This is a genomic window from Alloalcanivorax mobilis, from assembly GCF_002864685.1.
GTDB lineage: Bacteria > Pseudomonadota > Gammaproteobacteria > Pseudomonadales > Alcanivoracaceae > Alloalcanivorax > Alloalcanivorax mobilis.
This window is the reverse complement of the sequence record NZ_NMQZ01000009.1, coordinates 71,322-89,403: the sequence shown is the minus strand read 5'-3', so window position 1 is coordinate 89,403 and position 18,082 is coordinate 71,322. Positions and strand designations below refer to the sequence as shown.

General features: G+C 63.2%; 19 protein-coding genes. 10 read left to right on the top strand and 9 right to left on the bottom strand.

Going from position 1 to position 18,082, the window contains the following annotated elements:
- The 4 genes from CGS25_RS07350 to CGS25_RS07335 form a co-directional block, all read left to right on the top strand.
- On the top strand, positions 1 to 755 hold a 755-nt coding region (locus tag CGS25_RS07350), incomplete at its 5' end, for a DNA polymerase III subunit gamma/tau C-terminal domain-containing protein (protein WP_332872152.1).
- Between the two features lie 31 nt (positions 756 to 786).
- On the top strand, positions 787 to 1,104 hold the full coding sequence (locus tag CGS25_RS07345) for a YbaB/EbfC family nucleoid-associated protein (RefSeq protein WP_089032579.1): 318 nt from the start codon (positions 787 to 789) through the stop codon (positions 1,102 to 1,104).
- A complete protein-coding gene (recR, locus tag CGS25_RS07340) occupies positions 1,101 to 1,703 on the top strand; it encodes a recombination mediator RecR (protein ID WP_089032578.1) in 603 nt (200 codons plus the stop codon). Before CGS25_RS07345 ends, recR begins: the two co-directional genes overlap by 4 nt.
- 155 nt (positions 1,704 to 1,858) lie before the next feature.
- On the top strand, positions 1,859 to 3,001 hold the full coding sequence (locus CGS25_RS07335) for an acyl-CoA dehydrogenase family protein (RefSeq protein WP_089032577.1): 1,143 nt from the start codon (positions 1,859 to 1,861) through the stop codon (positions 2,999 to 3,001).
- Between the two features lie 200 nt (positions 3,002 to 3,201).
- Here the strand turns inward: CGS25_RS07335 and CGS25_RS07330 are convergent, their stop codons facing one another.
- Together CGS25_RS07330 and CGS25_RS07325 are read right to left on the bottom strand one after the other, a co-directional pair.
- Positions 3,202 to 4,200, bottom strand: a complete 999-nt coding sequence (locus CGS25_RS07330) for a putative solute-binding protein (protein WP_089032576.1) — start codon at positions 4,198 to 4,200, stop codon at positions 3,202 to 3,204.
- A gap of 235 nt (positions 4,201 to 4,435) precedes the next feature.
- Positions 4,436 to 5,368: a lipase family alpha/beta hydrolase gene (locus CGS25_RS07325; RefSeq protein ID WP_101675063.1), complete on the bottom strand. Its 933-nt coding sequence runs from the start codon at positions 5,366 to 5,368 to the stop codon at positions 4,436 to 4,438.
- Positions 5,369 to 5,851: 483 nt separating this feature from the next.
- Here CGS25_RS07325 and CGS25_RS07320 point away from each other — a divergent pair, with 483 nt between their 5' ends.
- A complete protein-coding gene (locus tag CGS25_RS07320) occupies positions 5,852 to 6,859 on the top strand; it encodes a lipase secretion chaperone (RefSeq protein WP_101675062.1) in 1,008 nt (335 codons plus the stop codon).
- A 201-nt stretch (positions 6,860 to 7,060) separates the two neighbouring features.
- Here the strand turns inward: CGS25_RS07320 and gpmA are convergent, their stop codons facing one another.
- Entirely contained in the window at positions 7,061 to 7,807 is a 747-nt protein-coding gene (gpmA, locus tag CGS25_RS07315) for a 2,3-diphosphoglycerate-dependent phosphoglycerate mutase (protein ID WP_089032573.1), read from the bottom strand.
- Positions 7,808 to 7,978: 171 nt separating this feature from the next.
- Here gpmA and rnd point away from each other — a divergent pair, with 171 nt between their 5' ends.
- Genes rnd through CGS25_RS07290 form a run of 5 tightly spaced genes read left to right on the top strand, consistent with a single transcriptional unit; the run spans position 7,979 to position 10,612 of the window.
- A complete protein-coding gene (gene rnd, locus CGS25_RS07310; protein ID WP_101675061.1) occupies positions 7,979 to 9,052 on the top strand; it encodes a ribonuclease D in 1,074 nt (357 codons plus the stop codon).
- On the top strand, positions 9,049 to 9,345 hold the full coding sequence (locus tag CGS25_RS07305; protein WP_089032571.1) for a YcgL domain-containing protein: 297 nt from the start codon (positions 9,049 to 9,051) through the stop codon (positions 9,343 to 9,345). The genes rnd and CGS25_RS07305 overlap by 4 nt, the downstream gene beginning before the upstream one ends.
- On the top strand, positions 9,338 to 9,775 hold the full coding sequence (locus CGS25_RS07300) for a YcgN family cysteine cluster protein (protein ID WP_101675060.1): 438 nt from the start codon (positions 9,338 to 9,340) through the stop codon (positions 9,773 to 9,775). Before CGS25_RS07305 ends, CGS25_RS07300 begins: the two co-directional genes overlap by 8 nt.
- A 37-nt stretch (positions 9,776 to 9,812) precedes the next feature.
- Entirely contained in the window at positions 9,813 to 10,160 is a 348-nt protein-coding gene (locus CGS25_RS07295) for a hypothetical protein (protein ID WP_089032569.1), read from the top strand.
- Positions 10,161 to 10,162: 2 nt separating this feature from the next.
- The gene (locus CGS25_RS07290) at positions 10,163 to 10,612 is read left to right on the top strand and encodes an HIT family protein (protein WP_101675059.1); all 450 of its coding nucleotides are present in this window, start codon (positions 10,163 to 10,165) and stop codon (positions 10,610 to 10,612) included.
- A gap of 1 nt (position 10,613) precedes the next feature.
- Here CGS25_RS07290 and CGS25_RS07285 read toward each other — a convergent pair whose 3' ends face one another.
- From CGS25_RS07285 to CGS25_RS07265, 6 genes are all read right to left on the bottom strand, one after another.
- A complete protein-coding gene (locus CGS25_RS07285; protein WP_101675066.1) occupies positions 10,614 to 11,372 on the bottom strand; it encodes a class I SAM-dependent methyltransferase in 759 nt (252 codons plus the stop codon).
- A complete protein-coding gene (locus tag CGS25_RS07280) occupies positions 11,353 to 11,697 on the bottom strand; it encodes a PilZ domain-containing protein (protein WP_101675058.1) in 345 nt (114 codons plus the stop codon). The genes CGS25_RS07285 and CGS25_RS07280 overlap by 20 nt, the downstream gene beginning before the upstream one ends.
- A 7-nt stretch (positions 11,698 to 11,704) precedes the next feature.
- The gene (locus CGS25_RS18975) at positions 11,705 to 11,857 is read right to left on the bottom strand and encodes a hypothetical protein (RefSeq protein ID WP_157933794.1); all 153 of its coding nucleotides are present in this window, start codon (positions 11,855 to 11,857) and stop codon (positions 11,705 to 11,707) included.
- Between the two features lie 156 nt (positions 11,858 to 12,013).
- Entirely contained in the window at positions 12,014 to 14,344 is a 2,331-nt protein-coding gene (locus CGS25_RS07275) for a TRAP transporter large permease subunit (protein ID WP_101675057.1), read from the bottom strand.
- Between the two features lie 146 nt (positions 14,345 to 14,490).
- Positions 14,491 to 16,821, bottom strand: coding sequence for a TRAP transporter large permease subunit (locus CGS25_RS07270; RefSeq protein ID WP_101675056.1), 2,331 nt, complete (start codon positions 16,819 to 16,821; stop codon positions 14,491 to 14,493).
- Positions 16,822 to 17,001: 180 nt separating this feature from the next.
- The gene (locus CGS25_RS07265; protein WP_101675055.1) at positions 17,002 to 18,018 is read right to left on the bottom strand and encodes a putative solute-binding protein; all 1,017 of its coding nucleotides are present in this window, start codon (positions 18,016 to 18,018) and stop codon (positions 17,002 to 17,004) included.
- Positions 18,019 to 18,082: the final 64 nt, after the last annotated feature.

Here is an 18,082-nt window from a genome sequence, read left to right as displayed (position 1 = left end):
TGCCGGTCAGCAAGCCGCCGCCGGCCAGGCACGAGGCGCCGCTCGCGATGGACGAGGCGTCGCCAGCGATGGACGAGGCGTCGCCGGCCAGGGATGAGGCGCCGCCGGCCATGGATGAAGAGCCGCCGCCCTGGGACAGCGAGCCGGCCGGGCCCGCCCATGGTGGGCCCGCCATGGCCTCGGGCGAACCGGCGCGGCAGCCGCCGGGGTCCGCCGCCGCCGCCCCTGAGCCGGTTGCCGAACCCCAGCCCGAACCCCAGCCCGAACCCCAGCCCGACCTCCAGCCCGACCTCCAGCCCGAACCTGGGCCGCCAGAGGCCAGGCCGGAGCCGAGTCTCGCGCCCCTGGCGGAACCGGAGTCGGACAGCGACGTGGGTTCCTGGTGGGCGGCATTGGTGGAGCGGTTGCCGTTGGATGGCACGGTGCGCAATCTGGCGCGCAACGCGGTGCTGGCGGAGCGCGATCAGGACCAGTGGACGTTGCGGTTGAGTACCGGTCATCAGGTGCTGGTCAACCAGGAGCGCACCCAGGAACTGGCCGGCGCGTTAAGCGACTATTTCCAGCGCCGCATTCGCCTGGCGATTGCCTTTGACAGCGACGCCGGTGAGACCCCGGAAGCGATTGATCAGGAACGCCGCAGGGTGCGTCTGGCCGAGGCGACCCAAACGCTGCTGGCCGATCAGGCGGTGCGTTCCCTGATCGATCGCTTTGACGGCCGGCTGGACGAGCAAAGTATTCGCCCCCGGGAACGTTAGCGGACACCGTTTTTTGCAGTGAGGTGGAACCATGGATTTCGATATGAACAACCTTCTTCAGCAGGCCCAGGCCATGCAAGAGAAGATGAAGAAAGCACAGGAAGACGCGGCCAAGGCCGAAGTGACCGGCGAAGCCGGGGCGGGCATGGTCAAGGTGGTGATGAACGGCCGTCACGATGTGCGCAGCGTGGCCATCGATGACAGCCTGATGAGCGAAGACAAAGACATGCTCGAAGACCTGCTGGCGGCCGCCGTCAATGATGCGGTACGCCGGGTGGAGCGCCAGCAACAGGACGTGATGAAAGGCATGACCGACGGTTTTCCGATGCCGCCGGGTTTCAAGCCGTGAAACATACGCCCCTGGTGGAACGGCTGATCGAAGCCTTTACCTGCCTGCCCGGCGTTGGCCCGCGCTCGGCGCAGCGCATGGCGTATGGGTTGCTTGAGCGTGGTCGTGACCGTGGCCGCACCCTGGCCGGGGCGCTGGCGGAGGCAATGGACGGCGTGCGCCACTGCCAGCGTTGCCGCAACTACGCCGAGGCGGAGCTGTGCCCGATTTGCCAGGACCCGCGCCGGGACGCCGGGCTGGTGTGCATTGTTTCGTCGCCGGCGGACGTGCTGGCCGTGGAGCAGTCCGGCGAGTATCGGGGCCAGTATTTTGTGTTGATGGGCGAACTCTCTCCGCTGGATGGCATCGGCCCCCGCGAGCTGGGGCTGGACGTGCTGGAACAGCGCCTCGCCGAAGGCGAGATCCAGGAGCTGATCCTGGCCACCGGCACCACCGTGGAGGGCGAGGCCACCGCCCATTATGTGCTGGACCTGGCCCGTGAGGCCGGGGTCAGCGTGACCCGCATTGCCCAGGGCGTGCCCATGGGCGGCGACCTGGAATTCGTCGACGGCGCCACCCTGGCGCACGCCCTGCGCGGCCGCCGGCCGTTCTCTTCGTAAGCTCCAGGCCTCAAGCTTCAAGCCTCAAGCCGCACGGGTAACGTCAGGTGCGCCGCTTGCGGCTGGTCGCTTTTGACTGCTTTCTTCCTGCCTGCCGACACGCTACCATCGCCGTTTACCAAGCAAGCGCTAGGTTTGTCGAAAAAGGAGAGTCCGTGTCTGAATTGAGCTATTTCAACGACACCCACCGGATGGTGCGCGATACCGTGAAACGCTTTGTCGAGCGGGAGATTCTGCCGTCGGTGAACGATTGGGAAGAGGCCGGTGAGTTTCCCCGTGCGCTCTATGGCAAGGCCGCCGACGCCGGTATTCTGGGTATCGGCGCTCCAGAGCGCTGGGGCGGCAGCGGCGAAGACGTGTTTATGAAAGTGGCGGCTTGTGAGGAGATGGTGCGCTGCACCTCCGGGGGCGTCGGCGCCAGCCTGGGCTCCCTGGACATCGGCCTGCCGCCGGTGTGGAAATGGGGCTCGGAGGCCTTGCAAGCCCGAGTGGTGCCGGCGGTGCTGGCCGGTGAGAAGATCTCCGCCCTGGCGATCACCGAACCCAACGGTGGCTCCGACGTGGCCAATCTGCGCACGCGGGCGGTCCGTGACGGCGACGATTACGTGATCAACGGCGCCAAAACCTTTATCACCAGTGGCGTGCGCGCCGACTATTACACCGTGGCGGTGCGCACTGGCGAACCCGGCTTTGCCGGCATCAGCCTGTTGTTGGTCGAAAAAGACACCCCCGGCTTCACCGTCGGTCGCAAGCTCAAGAAGATGGGCTGGTGGGCCTCCGACACCGCCGAGCTGTTCTTCGAGGACTGCCGGGTACCAGCGGCCAACCTGATTGGCCCGGAAAACGGTGGTTTCTACTGCATCATGAGCAACTTTCAGATGGAGCGGCTGATCCTGGCGGTGACCGCCAACATGACCGCCCAGGTGGCGCTGGAAGAAGCCATGGCCTACGCCCGCGAACGCCAGGCGTTCGGCCGGCCGATCAGCGGCTTTCAGGTAACCCGCCATAAACTGGCGGAGATGGCCACCGAGGTGGCGGTGAGCCGCGAGTTCACCTACCGCACGGCGGCGCGCATCGCCAACGGTGAGGATTGCGTACTGGACGTGTCCATGGCCAAGAATCAGGCCACCCGCTGCGCCGACCGGGTCACCTGGGACGCGGTACAGATTTTTGGCGGCGCCGGCTATATGCGCGGCACCGTGGTCGAGCGGCTGTTCCGCGACAACCGCATTCTCTCCATCGGCGGTGGCACTTACGAGATCATGAACGAGGTGATCGCCAAGCGGTTGGGGTTGTGAGAAGGGCGCTGGCACGCTTCACGCACGCGCTTCGCGCTACACGCTTGCACGCTAAAACGGTGCCACTCCCGGCGTTGCGGGTAGGCAAAAATTGCGTTGCGTAGCCGCAAGCCACTCAGCCCGGGTTTTGAATTAGCGTGTAGCGCGCAGCGCGTGCGTGAAGCGTGCATGCGTGGGCCGGGCGAAGCCCGGCCTTACTGTCACCCCCCCGTGCATTCCGCGCGGGAGCCGTCCACTTTGCAGCGGATTTTGTGCAGCAGCGAGAGCATGTCGGCGTCGTAGTAGCCTTGCTGTTTAAGCTGCTGGCGGGCTTCGTGCATCATCACTTCATACTCGCGCTTGTCCTTTTCCGGGATGTCCACCCACCACTTGGGATTCACCGCTTCGGATTCTTTGTCCAGTTGCTCGAGGATGCGGTCCAGGTTGGTGAAGAAGTACTCGCGGGATTTCTGTGCGATGTCTTCGGGAAAGCGCCCTTGTTTGCCAATCAACTGGATCGAGAGCTGCAGCAGCGGGTAATCGATAATGCCGCCGTCCGGTTGCAGCCCTTTGTACAGTTCCAGCACGTTGTAGGCGACCAGTGGCGCGGCGATCACGTCCACGGTGCCGTTGTTGAACTTGCCGGCGAAGTTGGTGATGTCCGAAGGCACCGGCGTGGCGCCCACTTGGGATACCATGATCGCCTGAGTGGGGTCGTAATCCAGCACCGCCACTTTTTTGCCGGCGGCTTTGGCCAGCGTATTGATGCTGCGGTCGTTGACAAAGAGGTAAGCGGCGCCGATCGGGGCCACCCCCATGATCTCATAGGAATTGGCGGTGAGCTTGTCGGCGCTGCGCGGGTCGGCCAGCACTTTCAGCAGAATCTTCATGTGATCCATGGTCGGGATGGCGCCGATGGAATCGATGGTGCCGGTGTATTTGTTGAAATGCCGGCCGCGGATGCCGGTGATCAGCGCGGCATCGCAGACGCCGGCTTTCAGATCCTCGGCGGCGACCGCCTCGTTGGTGTAGGCGCGAAGGTGGGTCTTCAGCCCCCAGCCCACCGCCGCCACCTGCCAGTCTTTCATGGCGGTCATCATCGGGCCGACGTTGCCGGCGATATCGAATACGCAGATGTTGCGTTCAATGGTGGCGGCCGGGGCCGCGGTGCAGAGCAGCAAAAGGCTGGAAGAAAGCAGTGCGCTAAAGCGTTTTATCATGATTATGGTCCTGCATTGCTGAAAGGCGGAAACCGGCGTTCGCCGGTCCGGTTATTCCATAAACCAGGCTTGATGTTAGAACGCTGTCTGGCAAAGACAAAACCGCAGAGACGGCCCGTAAAGGCGCGGCGGTTCCAGGGCGCAAGCGTGGGAAGGCGCACGGGCTGGGCCTGCTCAACGCCTTAACGCCTTGGCGGCGTCACGGTGTTGAGCAGGCTCGCCGCCCGGTGCCGGATCAGAAGCTGTAATTTTTCAGGCGATTGGCCTGCTGGCGGTACAGCGTTACCGGGTCGGTGCTCCAGATATCGTGCAAGCCGAGCACCTGGTTCACCTCGTCCAGGTGGTTCATGCGGTAATCGTCACGGATCACCATGCCCAGATGGCTGGAACAGCTGGCTACCAGGCCGTCGTTCTTTTCGCCCAGGAACACGATGGAAGTGGCACCGAGCAGAACGTCGGAGGGATCAAAGGCATTGGTCAGCGGCTTGGCCCCGCTCCATGAAAAATAGGAGACGCCGTTGCTGCCCAGGCGCGATGCCTGGCCGCAGTACTGGCTGGGCATGCCTTCCGGATATTGCTGATTGAAGGCGAGGGTTTCGGCGGTGGTCAGTGCCTGCAGAGCGGCGAGAATATCCTGTTGATTGCCGCCACCGGAGAACAGATCGATCAGCCCGGCCAGAGCGTTGCCCAGGTAGCCGACCAGATCGCCGGAGAACGGCACGTTGTCGACCACGCCCTGCAGCACGTCGGCGAGCCGCGCGCCCCAGTTGACGCCGCCCACGCTGGTGGCGGAGGCGACCATGTCCGGGTACACCGAGGCGACGTAGCGAACGGTGGGGCCGCCGTGGCTGTGGCCGATCAGATTGACCATGTCGGCGCCGGTGGTGGCGAGAATGTCCTCGACCTGGCGGGCCAGTTGTTCGCCGCGCACCTCGGTGTCCTCGGCGGCGGTCACCTGGGTGACGAACACCTGGGCACCATCGCGGCGCAGCTCTTCGGGGATGCGGTACCAGTAGTCCAGGCCGGCGGCGGTGTCGAAGCCGAACAGACCGTGCACCAGCACAATCGGGTAACGGGTCTCGGTGTAGCCGCTGGCACCGGCCAGAGCCGGTATCGACAACGACGCAAGCAGCATGACCCCGATAAGGGGCCGGATTATTGTTTTCATAAGCTTCCCTGTTTGTTTTTGTTTGCCTGTTTTTATAACCCTGTTGTTTATAACCACGGCGGAACACCGTTGACCGGTGGCGTTCAAAGCCATGATGAGCTGGTCTCCTCGGGTGAGACTCTCGGCCCCGCTTCATGGCGACCGTATCCTTGGGCCGTTTTTCCATGAGCATTGAGCCGGACAGAGCGTCACCTTCCAGCCCTTTCATGCTAGCGCTGATTTTTTGCTCAGATCACTAATGAAAAAGTACTAATCCGACGAACGGTCACAACCGTGCAACCGACGCATTCCGGTCCGTGCATCCTGGTTTTACCGGTGGCCGGCGATGTTTTTGTGAGCCATCGGGGGAGGGCACGGGCGAGCGGTCCAACGGGTGTCTTGGCGTGCGCGGCGCGCTTGGGTACTTTGTGGGAACGGTGGCAATATCTGATTGGATAACGGCGTCGCCGAATAACAATAAGCAATGATGTTGAGAGAACAACAATGAAAGGACTCATGGCGATGGGCGCCGGCGTGGTGATGCTGGCTCTGGTGCTGATCTGGTATGCCCTGCCTGATCAGGCAAGAGGGCGGGCGGTGCCGGCGGCCGCCGGCGCGGCGAGCACGACGCCGGCCTCCGGCAATGATTTCCAGACCTTCGTGAACAGTGGCGAAAAGCTGAGCGGCATGCCCGCCTCGTTACGCGGCACCACGCCGGACGGCGAGCTGCGCGAGGATGATGGCGGCGATTTGATTGTCAGCGAAGGAGTGCGGCGGCGTTTCGATTACTTTTTATCGGCGCTGGGCGAAGAGGATCTTAATGTGATCCGGGCGCGCATCGCCGCCCACCTGAGCAAGGCGCTGTCGCCCCGGGCGGCCGCGCAGGCCTGGGCATTGTTCGAGAACTACCTGGCTTACCGCACCGAGCTGCGCACCCTGCCGGAGCACAATGGCGAGGTGGCGCAAATGCGCGATAGCCTGCGAGCGCGGCAAGCGCTGCGCCAGCGCTGGTTCGACGCCGCCACCATCGAGGCCTTCTTTGGCTTCGAAGACCGTTACGCGGAATTCGCTCTGGATCGCCGCGCCATCCTGGAGAACGAGCAGCTCAGCGAGGCGCGCAAAAGTGACCGCTTGCAGGCGCTCACCGCCGGCCTGCCGGATGACTTGAAAGAGATGGTGAACGCGTCGCGCCGGCCGGTGCGGGTGGCGCGGCAGGTTCAGACGCTACGGGCGGAGGACGCCTCGGAGGCCGAGATCTACCAGTACCGGGAGCAGCATCTGGGCCGCCCCGCCGCCGAGCGGCTGGGGGAACTGGATCGCCAGCGGGCGCAGTGGCGGACGCGCTACCAGGCGTACCTCAGCCAGCGCCAGGCGATCGTCGACAGCGGCCTGGCCAGGGAGGATCAGAGCAGCGAGATTGAACGGCTGCGTGAGCGCCTGTTCGAGGCGTCGGAACTGAAGCGGGTGCAGGCCATGGATCGGATTCGCGGGCGCGGAGAGCAAATGCCGTAATGCTGGACGCCGGACGCCGGACGCCGGACGCTAAAACAATAAGAACCCGTGCCCAAAGGTGTCGCGGCGACGCAACAAGCCGTTGCGTCAGTTCAAACCATTCCGCTTGGCGGGTTAAGCGTCCGACCTTTTTGGAGCGGCGCACGGCCCGCCCGCCGCCGCTAACAGGTCTTCCCGGGCGGCGGGCGGATGCTGGAGCGTTCAGCCCTTGCCCTGGTTGGCCACCGCCTCGGCGGCTTGGGCGGCGGTTTCCTGGTCACCCAGGTAATAGTTCTTGATCGGCTTCAGGTCGTCATCCAGTTCGTAGACCATGGGAATGCCGGTGGGAATGTTCAGTTTGACGATCTCTTCGTCGGAGATGCCGCTGAGATGCTTGACCAGGGCGCGCAGGCTGTTGCCGTGGGCGCAGATCAGCACCTGCTTGCCGGCGCGCACCTGGGGCTCGATTTCCTGCTGGTAGTAGGGCAGGAAACGGGCGACGGTGTCCTTAAGGCTCTCGGAGAGGGGGATGCGTGCCTCGTCCAGATCACGGTAGACGCGCAGACGGCCGGCGTAGCGCTCGTCATCGCGCTCCATTTTCGGCGGTGGGGTGTCGTAGCTGCGGCGCCAGATCAGCACCTGGTCGTCGCCGTATTTTTCGGCGGTTTCCGCCTTGTTCAGCCCCTGCAGAGCGCCGTAATGCCGCTCGTTCAGGCGATAATCGCGGATCACCGGAATCCACATCTGGTCCATGCCGTCGAGAATCGTCCACAGGGTGCGGATGGCCCGCTTCAGCACCGAAGTGTAGGCAACGTCGAACTCGAAACCGGCTTCATCGAGAAGCGCCGCCGCCTGGCGAGCCTCTTCGCGGCCCTGTTCAGTGAGATCCACGTCTTTCCAGCCGGTGAAGCGGTTTTCCTTGTTCCATTCGCTCTGGCCGTGACGGACCAGTACCAGTTTGGTGCTCATTACGATGTCCTGTGCGGTTGCCGTTGTGCGTTCGAGGTTGCCAAACGGCGCAAGAGTAGCAGAAAGCGGCGCGAAAATTGAGCCTCGGCGAGCGCCGCGCGGCGGCTTCACGTTTCGGTGGCCGGGCGTGACCCGTATAATGCCGCCAAACCCGCGAATCAATGGATCATCATGGCGTATTCCTGGTGCGATAGCAGCGCCGCTCTTCGGCAGTGGTCGGCAGGCCTGGCCGCCGGCCAGCCGCTTTACCTGGACACCGAGTTCATGCGTGAACGCACCTATTTCCCCAGGCTCGCTCTGGTGCAGGTGCATGATGGTGACGGGATTTATCTGATCGACACCATGCAGGTGGACCCGGCGGTATTGGCCGCCGCGTTGGCGAACCGGCCGCTGGTGATGCACGCCTGTTCGGAAGATCTGGAAGCGCTGGCCGCCTTTACCGGGGTCTATCCCGCCGGGGTGGAAGACACTCAGATCGCCGCCGCCCTGGTCGGGGAAGACATGCAACTGGGCTATCAACGCATTGTCGAGACTAGGCTCGGGGTCAGCCTGGCCAAGGGCGCCACGCGCACCGATTGGCTGCGCCGCCCGCTCAGCGACGAGCAGCTCAGCTACGCGGAGGATGACGTCAAGTATCTTCCGGCGCTGGCGCAGGGGCTGCGCGAGCAGCTCGACCGGCTGGGCCGGCTGCCTTGGTGGCGGGAAGAGTGCGCGCGCCTGCGCGAAGAGGCGGTGGCGCGGGCGGAACCCGGCGAGCCCTGGCGCCAGGTCAAGGGCGCCGGCCATCTGCAGGGCCAACCGCTGGCGGTGCTGCGCGAACTGGCGCAGTGGCGTGAGCAGGTGGCCCGCGAGCGGGATTTGCCCAAGGGGTTCGTGTTGCGCGATCCCGAGATGCTGGAAATCAGCCGCGAGACGCGCCCGTCGTTGGCCGGCTTGCAGCGTTTGGGGCTGCACCCCAAGCTGCTGCGGCGTGACGGTGACACCATCATCGAGTGCATTGAGCGCGGCTTGCGGGCCGAGCCGCCGGCGCCGTTGCCTGAGCCGTTGGATGGCGAGCAGCGTCAGAAGGTGAAGGCGCTGCGTGATAAAGTGGCTGGCATTGCCGAGCAACTGGCGCTCAAGCCCGATGTGCTGGTGCGCCGGCGCTGGTTGGAAGCGTTGGTGCGGGACCCGGCCCGGTTGCCCGAGCCGATGGCCGGCTGGCGGCATGATATCGTAGCGAAACCGCTGCTGGAGAGCCTATGAACGGTAAGCTGTTCTGTTCCATCTATCGCAGTGCCCGCCGCGCCGACATGTATCTGTATGTGGAGCGGGGCAAGGGGCTGACAGCGCTGCCGGAGGCCCTGCGTGGTCAGTTCGGCAAGCCGGTGCATGTGGCCGATATGATTCTCAGCGAAGACCGCCCACTGGCCCGTGCCGACGCGACCAAGGTAATGGCTCAGGTTCGCGATCAGGGCTTTTATCTGCAGATGCCGCCGCCGCCGGAGCCGGATCTGTGGCTGGCGGCGGGGCACCCGCGGAAGCCGCGCGGTGCGTGAGCGGTTTTGGGAGCTGCCCCTGGAGCAGTTGGATGAGCAGGAGTGGGAGGCGCTGTGCGACGGCTGCGGACGCTGCTGTCTGGTCAAACTGGAAGATGAGGACAGCGGCGAGATCGTGTTCACCGACGTCGCCTGCGCCTGTCTGGACACCCATGCTTGCCGGTGTACGGTATACGCCGAGCGACACCGCCATGTGCCAGACTGCGTTCAGGTGACCCTGAGCATGGCCCGGGACACGGACTGGCTGCCCGGCACCTGCGCCTACCGGCTGCGTGCCCGGGGGCAGGCCCTCAAACCCTGGCATCCGTTGCGCTCCGGGCGTGCCGCCTCGGTGCGTGAGGCGGGCATTTCGGTGGCCGGGCGGGTGGTGGCGGAGTCGGCGGTGGACGAGGCCGATCTGCAAGAGCGTATCATTCATTGGATTCACTAACACCGCGCCGACTCGACGGCGTGGAACGGGAGTCAACGTGACAACGAAAGCGTATTTGTGGGGCTGGTTTGCGTATCTGGTGGGCAGCGTCGGGGTGTTGTTCGTGCTTTGGTACATTACCCGTCCGTTGCAGCGCTGGGTGAAGTTGCCGCTGCGGGCGCTGGCGGCGGCCCTGTTGCTGACGCCCTGGTCGGTGTCCTCGCAGCACAGCGAATGGGCGCCGGCCTGGGTGGTGAGTCTGTTCGACGGCTTTGCCCAGCAGGACGCCAGCCTGTGGCGCGCCGGCGGGCCGCTGGTGGCGATGCTTCTGGTGACCCTGCTGGTGGCGATGGCGGAACTGTGGCGACAGCGGCGCAAGCAGGCGCGTTACTACGCGGAGGAGTGAGCGTGGCCGATTGCGTGTTCTGCGCCATTCTCGAGGGCCGGGACCCGGCCAGCGTGGTATATCGGGACGAGCGGGCGGTGGTGATTCTGGATTTGTTTCCGGTGCGCGAGGCTCACTGCCTGGTGATTCCGGTGGCGCATCATCCGCTGCTGGAGCATCTGGACGCGGACCTCTCCGCCCATCTGTTCGAGCTGGCCCGGCGCACCATTCGCGCCCACAAGAGAGCCGGGCTGGATGTCAAGGCGCACAACGTGGTGGTCAATGACGGTCGTGAGGCCAATCAGCACGTGCCCCATGTGCATCTGCATGTGATCCCCCGGCGTGGCGGTGACACCCTGGCCACCGCGTTCACCTGGGGCACGCGGATGATGAACCTGTTCGGCCTGGCCAAACGCCGGCGCCGCCTGGACCGTCTTGCCGGTCTGTTGGCGGAGCACTTCCCCAAGCCGTGAATCAGGCCGGCGCGCCCGCCGGTCTGGCGCAACAACGCAGCCGCAACGGCCAGCTTACCTCACGCTCCCGGTCTCCCCAGTGGCGCTGCAGTTCAGGCAGGAACGCCGCCAGTGGGTCCTGGCCGTGTGCCCGGGCTTTGACCAGTGCCGACCAGGTGTCCAGATAACCGGCCATGTCCCGCCAATGCCATTGACGACGCAGCACGATGGCCGGCTGCTCAGTGTATTCCGGCCACGGCAGATCAATGCTTTTATAACCGTCCACCACCAGCCAACGAGCCGCCGGCCACCAGGGCCGCAGGGTGTCGTCGTGGAAACGCTCCACCAGCCCTTCCAGCCCTCGCACACTGCAAAGTCCATAGCTGATGATCGCCAGCAGGCCGCCTTCGCGCAGCACCCGGCCGGCTTCGTGGAAGAACGCGGGCAGCGCGAACCAGTGCAGCGCCTGGGCCACGGTGATCAGGTCCAGGCTGGCGGCGGGCAACGGCAGGGAATCGGCCCGGGCCGCCAGATAACCGGTGTTGCCGGCGGGGGCGGCGCGCAACTGCGCCACGCTGATGTCGGCACCAAGAACTTCATTGAATATCGATTCCAGGGCACGGCAGGCCTGGCCGCTGCCGCAACCCATATCAAGCGCCCGTTGCCGCGATGGCGTCCGTTGGGCCAGCCAGTCGAACAGTTCCGTGGGGTAGTCGGGCCGGTGATGCTGGTAGCGATCACCGCGCTGGAACAGCAGCGACTCAGGCGTCGAAGGTGTCATGATCAAACCGGTCGGCCCAGGCACCGCCATCACTGCGTTCCAGATTGAGTGCGATGCCCGCTTGCCATTGCCCGGCGGGTGCCGCGCACCAGGCCACGGTGCCAAACAGATGCAAGTGCCGCCCGCCGCCGTCGATCCACAGTTCCACGTCGGTGTCCGGGGCGATGGCATGGGGGAAAATTACGCCCAGGCCGGCGCGGGAGATGTCGCGGCAGTTCAGTATCATCGGCTCCTGATCCGCCGCGCCCTCTTCAAGCCGCAGGGTCAGGCGGATATCCGCTTGAGCGTGTCGCGGGGCCTGGCGCTGATCATCCTGGGAACGCATAGAGCGGCTACCCGTAAATCAGGCGGTCTACCACGTAACAGGCGGCGGCGATGCCGGCCGTGACGAGGAACAAAAAGCCAAGAAAGAGCACGGCCGGTTTCACCGAGCGCGGCAGCGGCTCGGTGGGGCGTGTCGGTGAGCTGTCCGGTTTATGTGCCATTGATCGACCTTTCCAGAACGTCGCTGCGGAGATTGAAAGCGCCTGTGAATCACGTCTTCGCAGAGTAGCCGATATGCAAGCCGGATAGGAAGCCGGAGTCGACATGATTGCGCATTTTGCAAAACCGGGGCGGCGTGACCGCCGCCCCGGGGCTGATTACATACCGACCTCGATGCTTTGGAACAGCCAGTGATGCAGCGAATCGGACAACAGCGGCAGATAGGCCACCGCCAGAAGCGCGCTCAGCATCACCATGATGGGCAGCAGGATTTTCTCGTGGCGCCGGTAGAAGCTGCCCTGATCAAGGCGCGCGCTTTCCACTTCGTCGTCGCCCACCACCTGCCTGGTCAACAGATGATTGAGCGCCACCGGTGGTGTCAGATAGCCCAGCTCAAAGGCGATCAGAGCGATCATCCAGAAATGCAGCGGCGCGATGCCGTTGTTGTAGGCCACCTGAGCGACCGTGGCGTTGACCAGCATCACCGCGCCGAACGGGTCCACGAACATGCCGATAATGACCATGATAAGGACCAACAGGGTGGTGGCGATCCAGATCGAGGGGAACACCTCCGGCAGGCTCTCCATCACGCCGGAGCGTTCGAGAATGCCAGCGGTGCTCACCGAAAGCGCCATCAGCATCAACAGAGCCCCGATGTGCGTGGTGGTCTCGTTGATGGAAAACCGCAGGGAGCCTTCCAGCTTTTCCGAGACACCGGCTTCGGGTGCGAACCGGGGGGTGTCGGGTCCGGTTTTCAGCAAATAGTGGACAACCAGGAAACCGGTCAGTATCAGATCCCGCCAGAAGCCGCCCCAGAGCGTGTTTTCCAGACCGGCGGCGGACATCCCGGAAGGGATGTCGCCGGCCTGAAGGGCTTGATAGCCCTGCCACAGATCGACCACCGAGAACACCAGCATGGGAATCAGAAAAAGGGCGAAGAGGTGGAGGATGTGGCGGCTGAGCTTTTCGTAGGCGAGCACCGCGAGCAGCATCATCGGCAGAATGATCGGCGCGGAGAATTCGTCCATATGGCGATCCAGAAGATCGCTGAACAGGACCAGCACCGCGCCCACCACGATGCCATAGGGCACCAAGGGTATCAGCCGGCGCAGGCTGGCCGGCAGAGCCTGGGAAAACGGCGCGATGCGCGCCGGTGAGGTGCGCGCGAACTGGCTGTAAACGAAAAAGATCAGCAGGCTGATAAAAAACATCTTGTGCCCGGAGGCAAACAGCTCGGTGGTGGTGACGCTTTTGTTGAGCGCGGCGATGATCACCACCAACAGGCAGGGGCGCAGGACCACGCCCATGGAGCCGGACATGGCGGTGGCCGCCAGTGCCAGTTGTTTGCGCGCCCCGGCGCGCCGCAGTTCGGCATAAATAGTGGCGCCGGCGGCGATCAGAAAGATCCCGGAGGCGCCGGTATAGGCGGTGAGCACGGCGGCCACCGCCAGGACCACGAAGCACATCAGCTCCGCGGACATGCGCCAGGGGCGCAGAACGTCGAACACCAGATGGGTCAGGCGGGTCTGCTTGAGCATCATGCCGATCCAGATGTACAACGCCAGGTTCAGAAACAGCGTGGACAACTCCATCATCATGCCCAGGTAGACGGACACGCCGTGGAAATAACCCTGGGCGAAAAACTGCGCGCTGGCGCTGAAGCACATGAAGCTGTACAGCGGAATGGTCAGCAGTGCTTTGCCCCAGGAGCCTCCGGGTTCCAGGCCTCGTGGGCCGCGTATAAGAAGGTACAGGGAGGCGGCGCTGAGCAGCGCGAAACCGGCGATCCAGAACGGGTGCATAAAGAAGCCACCGACCTGAACGCCGGAGGCCAGAGCCGCGGCTTCCTGATGGCGATAAACCAAAGCGGAGATCAGCAGCAGAACGTTGGCGGCCAATTGCGCCACCGTGGACACGGTGTGATCGCGGGCGGTGCGAATCGGCCGCAGGCCGATGTGATGCTGAACCAGGGTGGTGCTGGCGCCGCAGATCACGATCAGAAAGCACAGCAGCAATTGCTTGTAGTGGCCCAGTACCGACACCAGCCGGGCGACGCCGCCCTCGACGTTTTGATAGGCGATCACCGCGGGCGTCACCTTGGCCTGGACGGTCTCGAAGCGTTGCCAGCTTTCACGACAGTTATTCAGCGACGCGGTAAGCGATTGGCGAATTGCCCGGGCGTCGATTTCCGTGGCACCGAGAATATCGGCCAGCGGGTCGGTGCGGGTATCCGCCTTGCGCCGTTCAATGGTGTCACGCACCTGACGGTCAAGGTCCGGGTTGCGGTCGCAGGATGGCTGCGTGATTACCCCGGCGCCGCGCAGCAGAAAGTAGTCTTCCCAGGTCTGTTCGCCGAACTTGAGCAACTGCGAGTGGATGATCTGGCCGGAGGAAAGGAAAATCACCAGTAGCAGGATGATCAGAGTGGGCAGTGAGCACAGCCATTCCGAGATGGTGCGGCTCTTCCAGCCGGTGGTCGTTGCTTCCATTGCTGTCCCCTTTTGCTTCTATTTTTAATGTTTTTGTTTTTCGATTCGGTTTTAGTCTGGCCTTATGAGAAAGCGGGCGGCGATCCGGTGCGCCTTGGGCATCAGAAAAAAAGGGGCCCGAAGGCCCCTGGTTCAGGTCGTCAGGATTACATGCCGACCTGGATTTTCTGGAACAGCCATTGATGCAGCGAATCGGACATCAGTGGCAGATAGGCCACCGCCAGCAAGGCGGTCAGCATCACCGCGATCGGCAGTAGAATCTTCTCGTGGCGGCGATAGAAGGTGCCGGTGGTCAGCCTGGCGCTTTCCACCTCTTCGTCGCCGACTACCTGTCGTGTCAGCAAGTGATTGAGCGCCACCGGCGGTGTCAGATAACCCAGCTCGAAGGCGACCAGCGAGATCATCCAGAAATGCAGTGGCGCGATGCCGTTGTTGAAGGCGACCTGGGCGATGGTGGCGTTGACCAGAATCACCGCCCCGTAAGGGTCCATGAACATGCCGATGATCACCATGGTCACCACCAGAATGGTCATCGCGATCCAGATTGACGGGAAGGTCGCGGGCAACATCTCCAGCACCCCGGAGCGTTCGATAATGCCGCCGGTGCTGACCGACAACGCCATCAGCATCAGCAGCGCGCCGATGTGGCCGGTGGTCTCATTGGTGGCGAACCGCAGTGAGCCCTCAAGACGGTCGGAGACGCCTTCCTCACGCTGGTAGTGCGGGTCCATGTCCGGCGTTTTGACCAGATAGTGGACAACCAGGAACACGCCCAGAATCAAATCGCGCCAGAATTCTCCCCAGAGAATATTCTGCAGCCCGGCGGCGGAGACGCCGGCGGGAATATTGCCGCTTTGCAGGGCCTGATACCCCTCCCAGATGCCCATTGCCGAGAGCACCAGCATCGGCGCCAGGAACAAGCTGAACAGATGCAGGAAATGGCGGCTGAATTTCTCGTAGGCGAGAATCGCCAGCATCATTACCGGCAGGATAATGGGTGCCGAGAACTCGTCCAGATGGCGGTTCAGCAGATCACTGAACAGGATCAGGATCGCGCCGACGATGATGCCATAGGGAAGCAGCGGTACCAGACGCTTGAGGCTGGCGGGCAGGGCTTCGGAGAACGGCGCGATGCGTGCCGGCGAAGTGCGCGCGAACTGGCTGTAAATAAAGAACAGCAGCAGGCTCAGGAAGAACAGCTTGTGCCCGGAGCTGAACAGCTCGGCGGTGGTCACGCTCTTGTTGAGCGCCGCGATGATCACCACCAGCAGACAGGGCCGCAGCACCACGCCCATGGAGCCGGACATGGCGGTGGCGGCCAGCGCCAGTTGTTTGCGTGCGCCGGCGCGGATCAGCTCATTGTAGATGGTCGCGCCGGCGGCGATCACGAAGATCCCGGAGGCGCCGGTGTAGGCGGTGGGAACCGCCGCCACGGCCAGCACCACGAAGCACATCAGCTCCGGGGACATCTTCCACGGTCGCAGTACATCAAACACCAGATGGGCGAGCCTGGTTTGCTTGAGCATCATGCCGATCCAGATGTACAGCGCCAGATTCAGGAACATGGTGGACAGTTCCATCATCATGCCCAGATACACCGAGATACCGTGGTAATAGCCCTGGCTGATGAACTGGGCGCCGGCGGTGAGACACATAAAGCTGTACAGCGGAATGGTCAGGAACGCCTTGGGCCAGGAGCCACCGCTCTCCAGCGTCTTGGGTGGCCGGATCAACTGATACAGGGAGATCAGCGAGAGCAGGGCGAAGCCCATGATCCAGAATTTGTGCAGATAGAAATTGCTGACCTGAACGCCGGAACTGAGCGCGTCCATTTCCTCCACCCGGTAGACGGTGGCGGACATCAGCAGCATCAGGTTGGCGGCCAATTGGGCCGCGGTACCGATGTAATGGTCCTTGCGGGTGCGCGAAGGGCGCAGAGCAATGTGGTGGCGGGCAATGGTGGCGGTGGCCGCGCAGATCACCACCAGCAGGCACAGCAGCAGGCGCTTGTAATCGCCCAGGGTGGAGACGATTCGGGCCACCCCGCCTTCCACGTTACGGAACATGATCACCGAGGGGGTGACTTTCTCCTGCACGGTCTCGAAACGTTGCCAGCGGTCCACGCAGTTGTCCCGTGAAGCCAGCAGGGACTGACGGATCGAGTCTTCGTTGACTTCCGACTCGCCAAGAATATCCGCCAACGGGTCGCTGCTGGCATCTGCCTTGCGCCGTTCCACGGTCTTTCTGACCTGTTCATCGATGTTCGGATTGCGGTCGCAGGTCGGTTCGGCGACCAGACCGGCGGTGCGAAGCAGGAAGTACTCGTCCCAGGTGCTTTCCCCGAACTTGAGGAGCTGGGAGTGAATAATCTGACCCGATGACAGGAAGATGACGGTCAGAAGAATGAACAGAGTGGGCAGGGAAGATAACCATTCGCCCGCCGAACGTTTGGCCACGGTAAAGTTCGATTTTTCCATCGTTCACCCGGTTTTATTATGCCTTCGGAATGGGATCGGTCCGCTCTTTGACGGACTGCTCGCCAGGCACTGTTACCTTTCCTGATCCGGATAATGATGGCTCCGGCACGGGCAGGTTCTTTGGAGGAAGAAAAACGGGGCCGGAAAACCGGCCCCGTCGTGTACTACCGGAAGCAGTGGTTACTCCACGGGGTTGGCGCATTCCGCACGGGCGCTGTCGTACTTGCAGCGCACCTTGCGAAGAAGAGTCATCAGGTCCTTGTTGTAGATACCGCTTTTGGTCATGTCGATGCGGGCTTCACGCAGCATCTCGTCGTAGCGGGCTTCGTCCTTGGGCGGAATATCGATCCACCATTTCGGGTCGACTTCCTTTTCCGCGTTCTTGATCACGGTCATGGCGCGGTCGTACTGGCCGAACAGGAACTTGCGGGACTGCGGCGCGAAGTCCTCCGGGAACTTGTCCTTGCGCAGCACCACCTGGGTGGTCAGCTGACCCAGGGTATAGCGGATGATGCCGCCATCGGGCTGCATGCCCTTGTACAGTTCCAGGGCGGCGTAGGCGACCACCGGAGCGAAGCAGATGTCCACCGAATTGTTGTTGAAGCGGCCGGCGAAATTGGTGATGTCCGACTGCACCGGAGACATGCCCACTTTCGAGGCCATTTGCCCCTGGGCGGGGTCGTAATCCATCACCGCGATGGACTTGCCGGACAGCTCACCAACGGTGTCGATCTCGCGATCCTTCACGAACAGATAAGCGGCGCCCATCGGCAACAGACCGGCGATGGTATAGTTGCCAGAGGTCAGCTTGCTGTTGATTGAGTCGTTGTTGCTGGAAAGCACCTGGAACACGGTGCGCAGCTGGTCGTAATCGGGAATCGCGCCGATCGCTTCCATGCTGCCGGAGTAGCTGTTGAACTGGCGCACGCGCAGGCCGGTGATCACGGCGGCGTCACACTGGCCGGCTTTGAGATCCTCGGCGGCGATTTTCTCGTCGGTGTAGGGCTTGAGATGGACGTTCACGCCCCAGTTTACCGCGGAGGTGCGGTAGTCTTTCATGACGTTGTAGATGTCGCCGTTGGCGCCGATGATGTCGAAAACACAGAAGGTGCGATCCACATTGGCGGCCTGGGCGGGCAGGGCGGCGGCGCCCAGGGCGGTCACCGCGGCCATGGCTAACGCTTTGAAATAGCGCATTACGGTCTCTCTCCTTGCGTACATCTTAATCGGGTCAGGGCGGGCCCGTGGCCCGCCCCGTGGT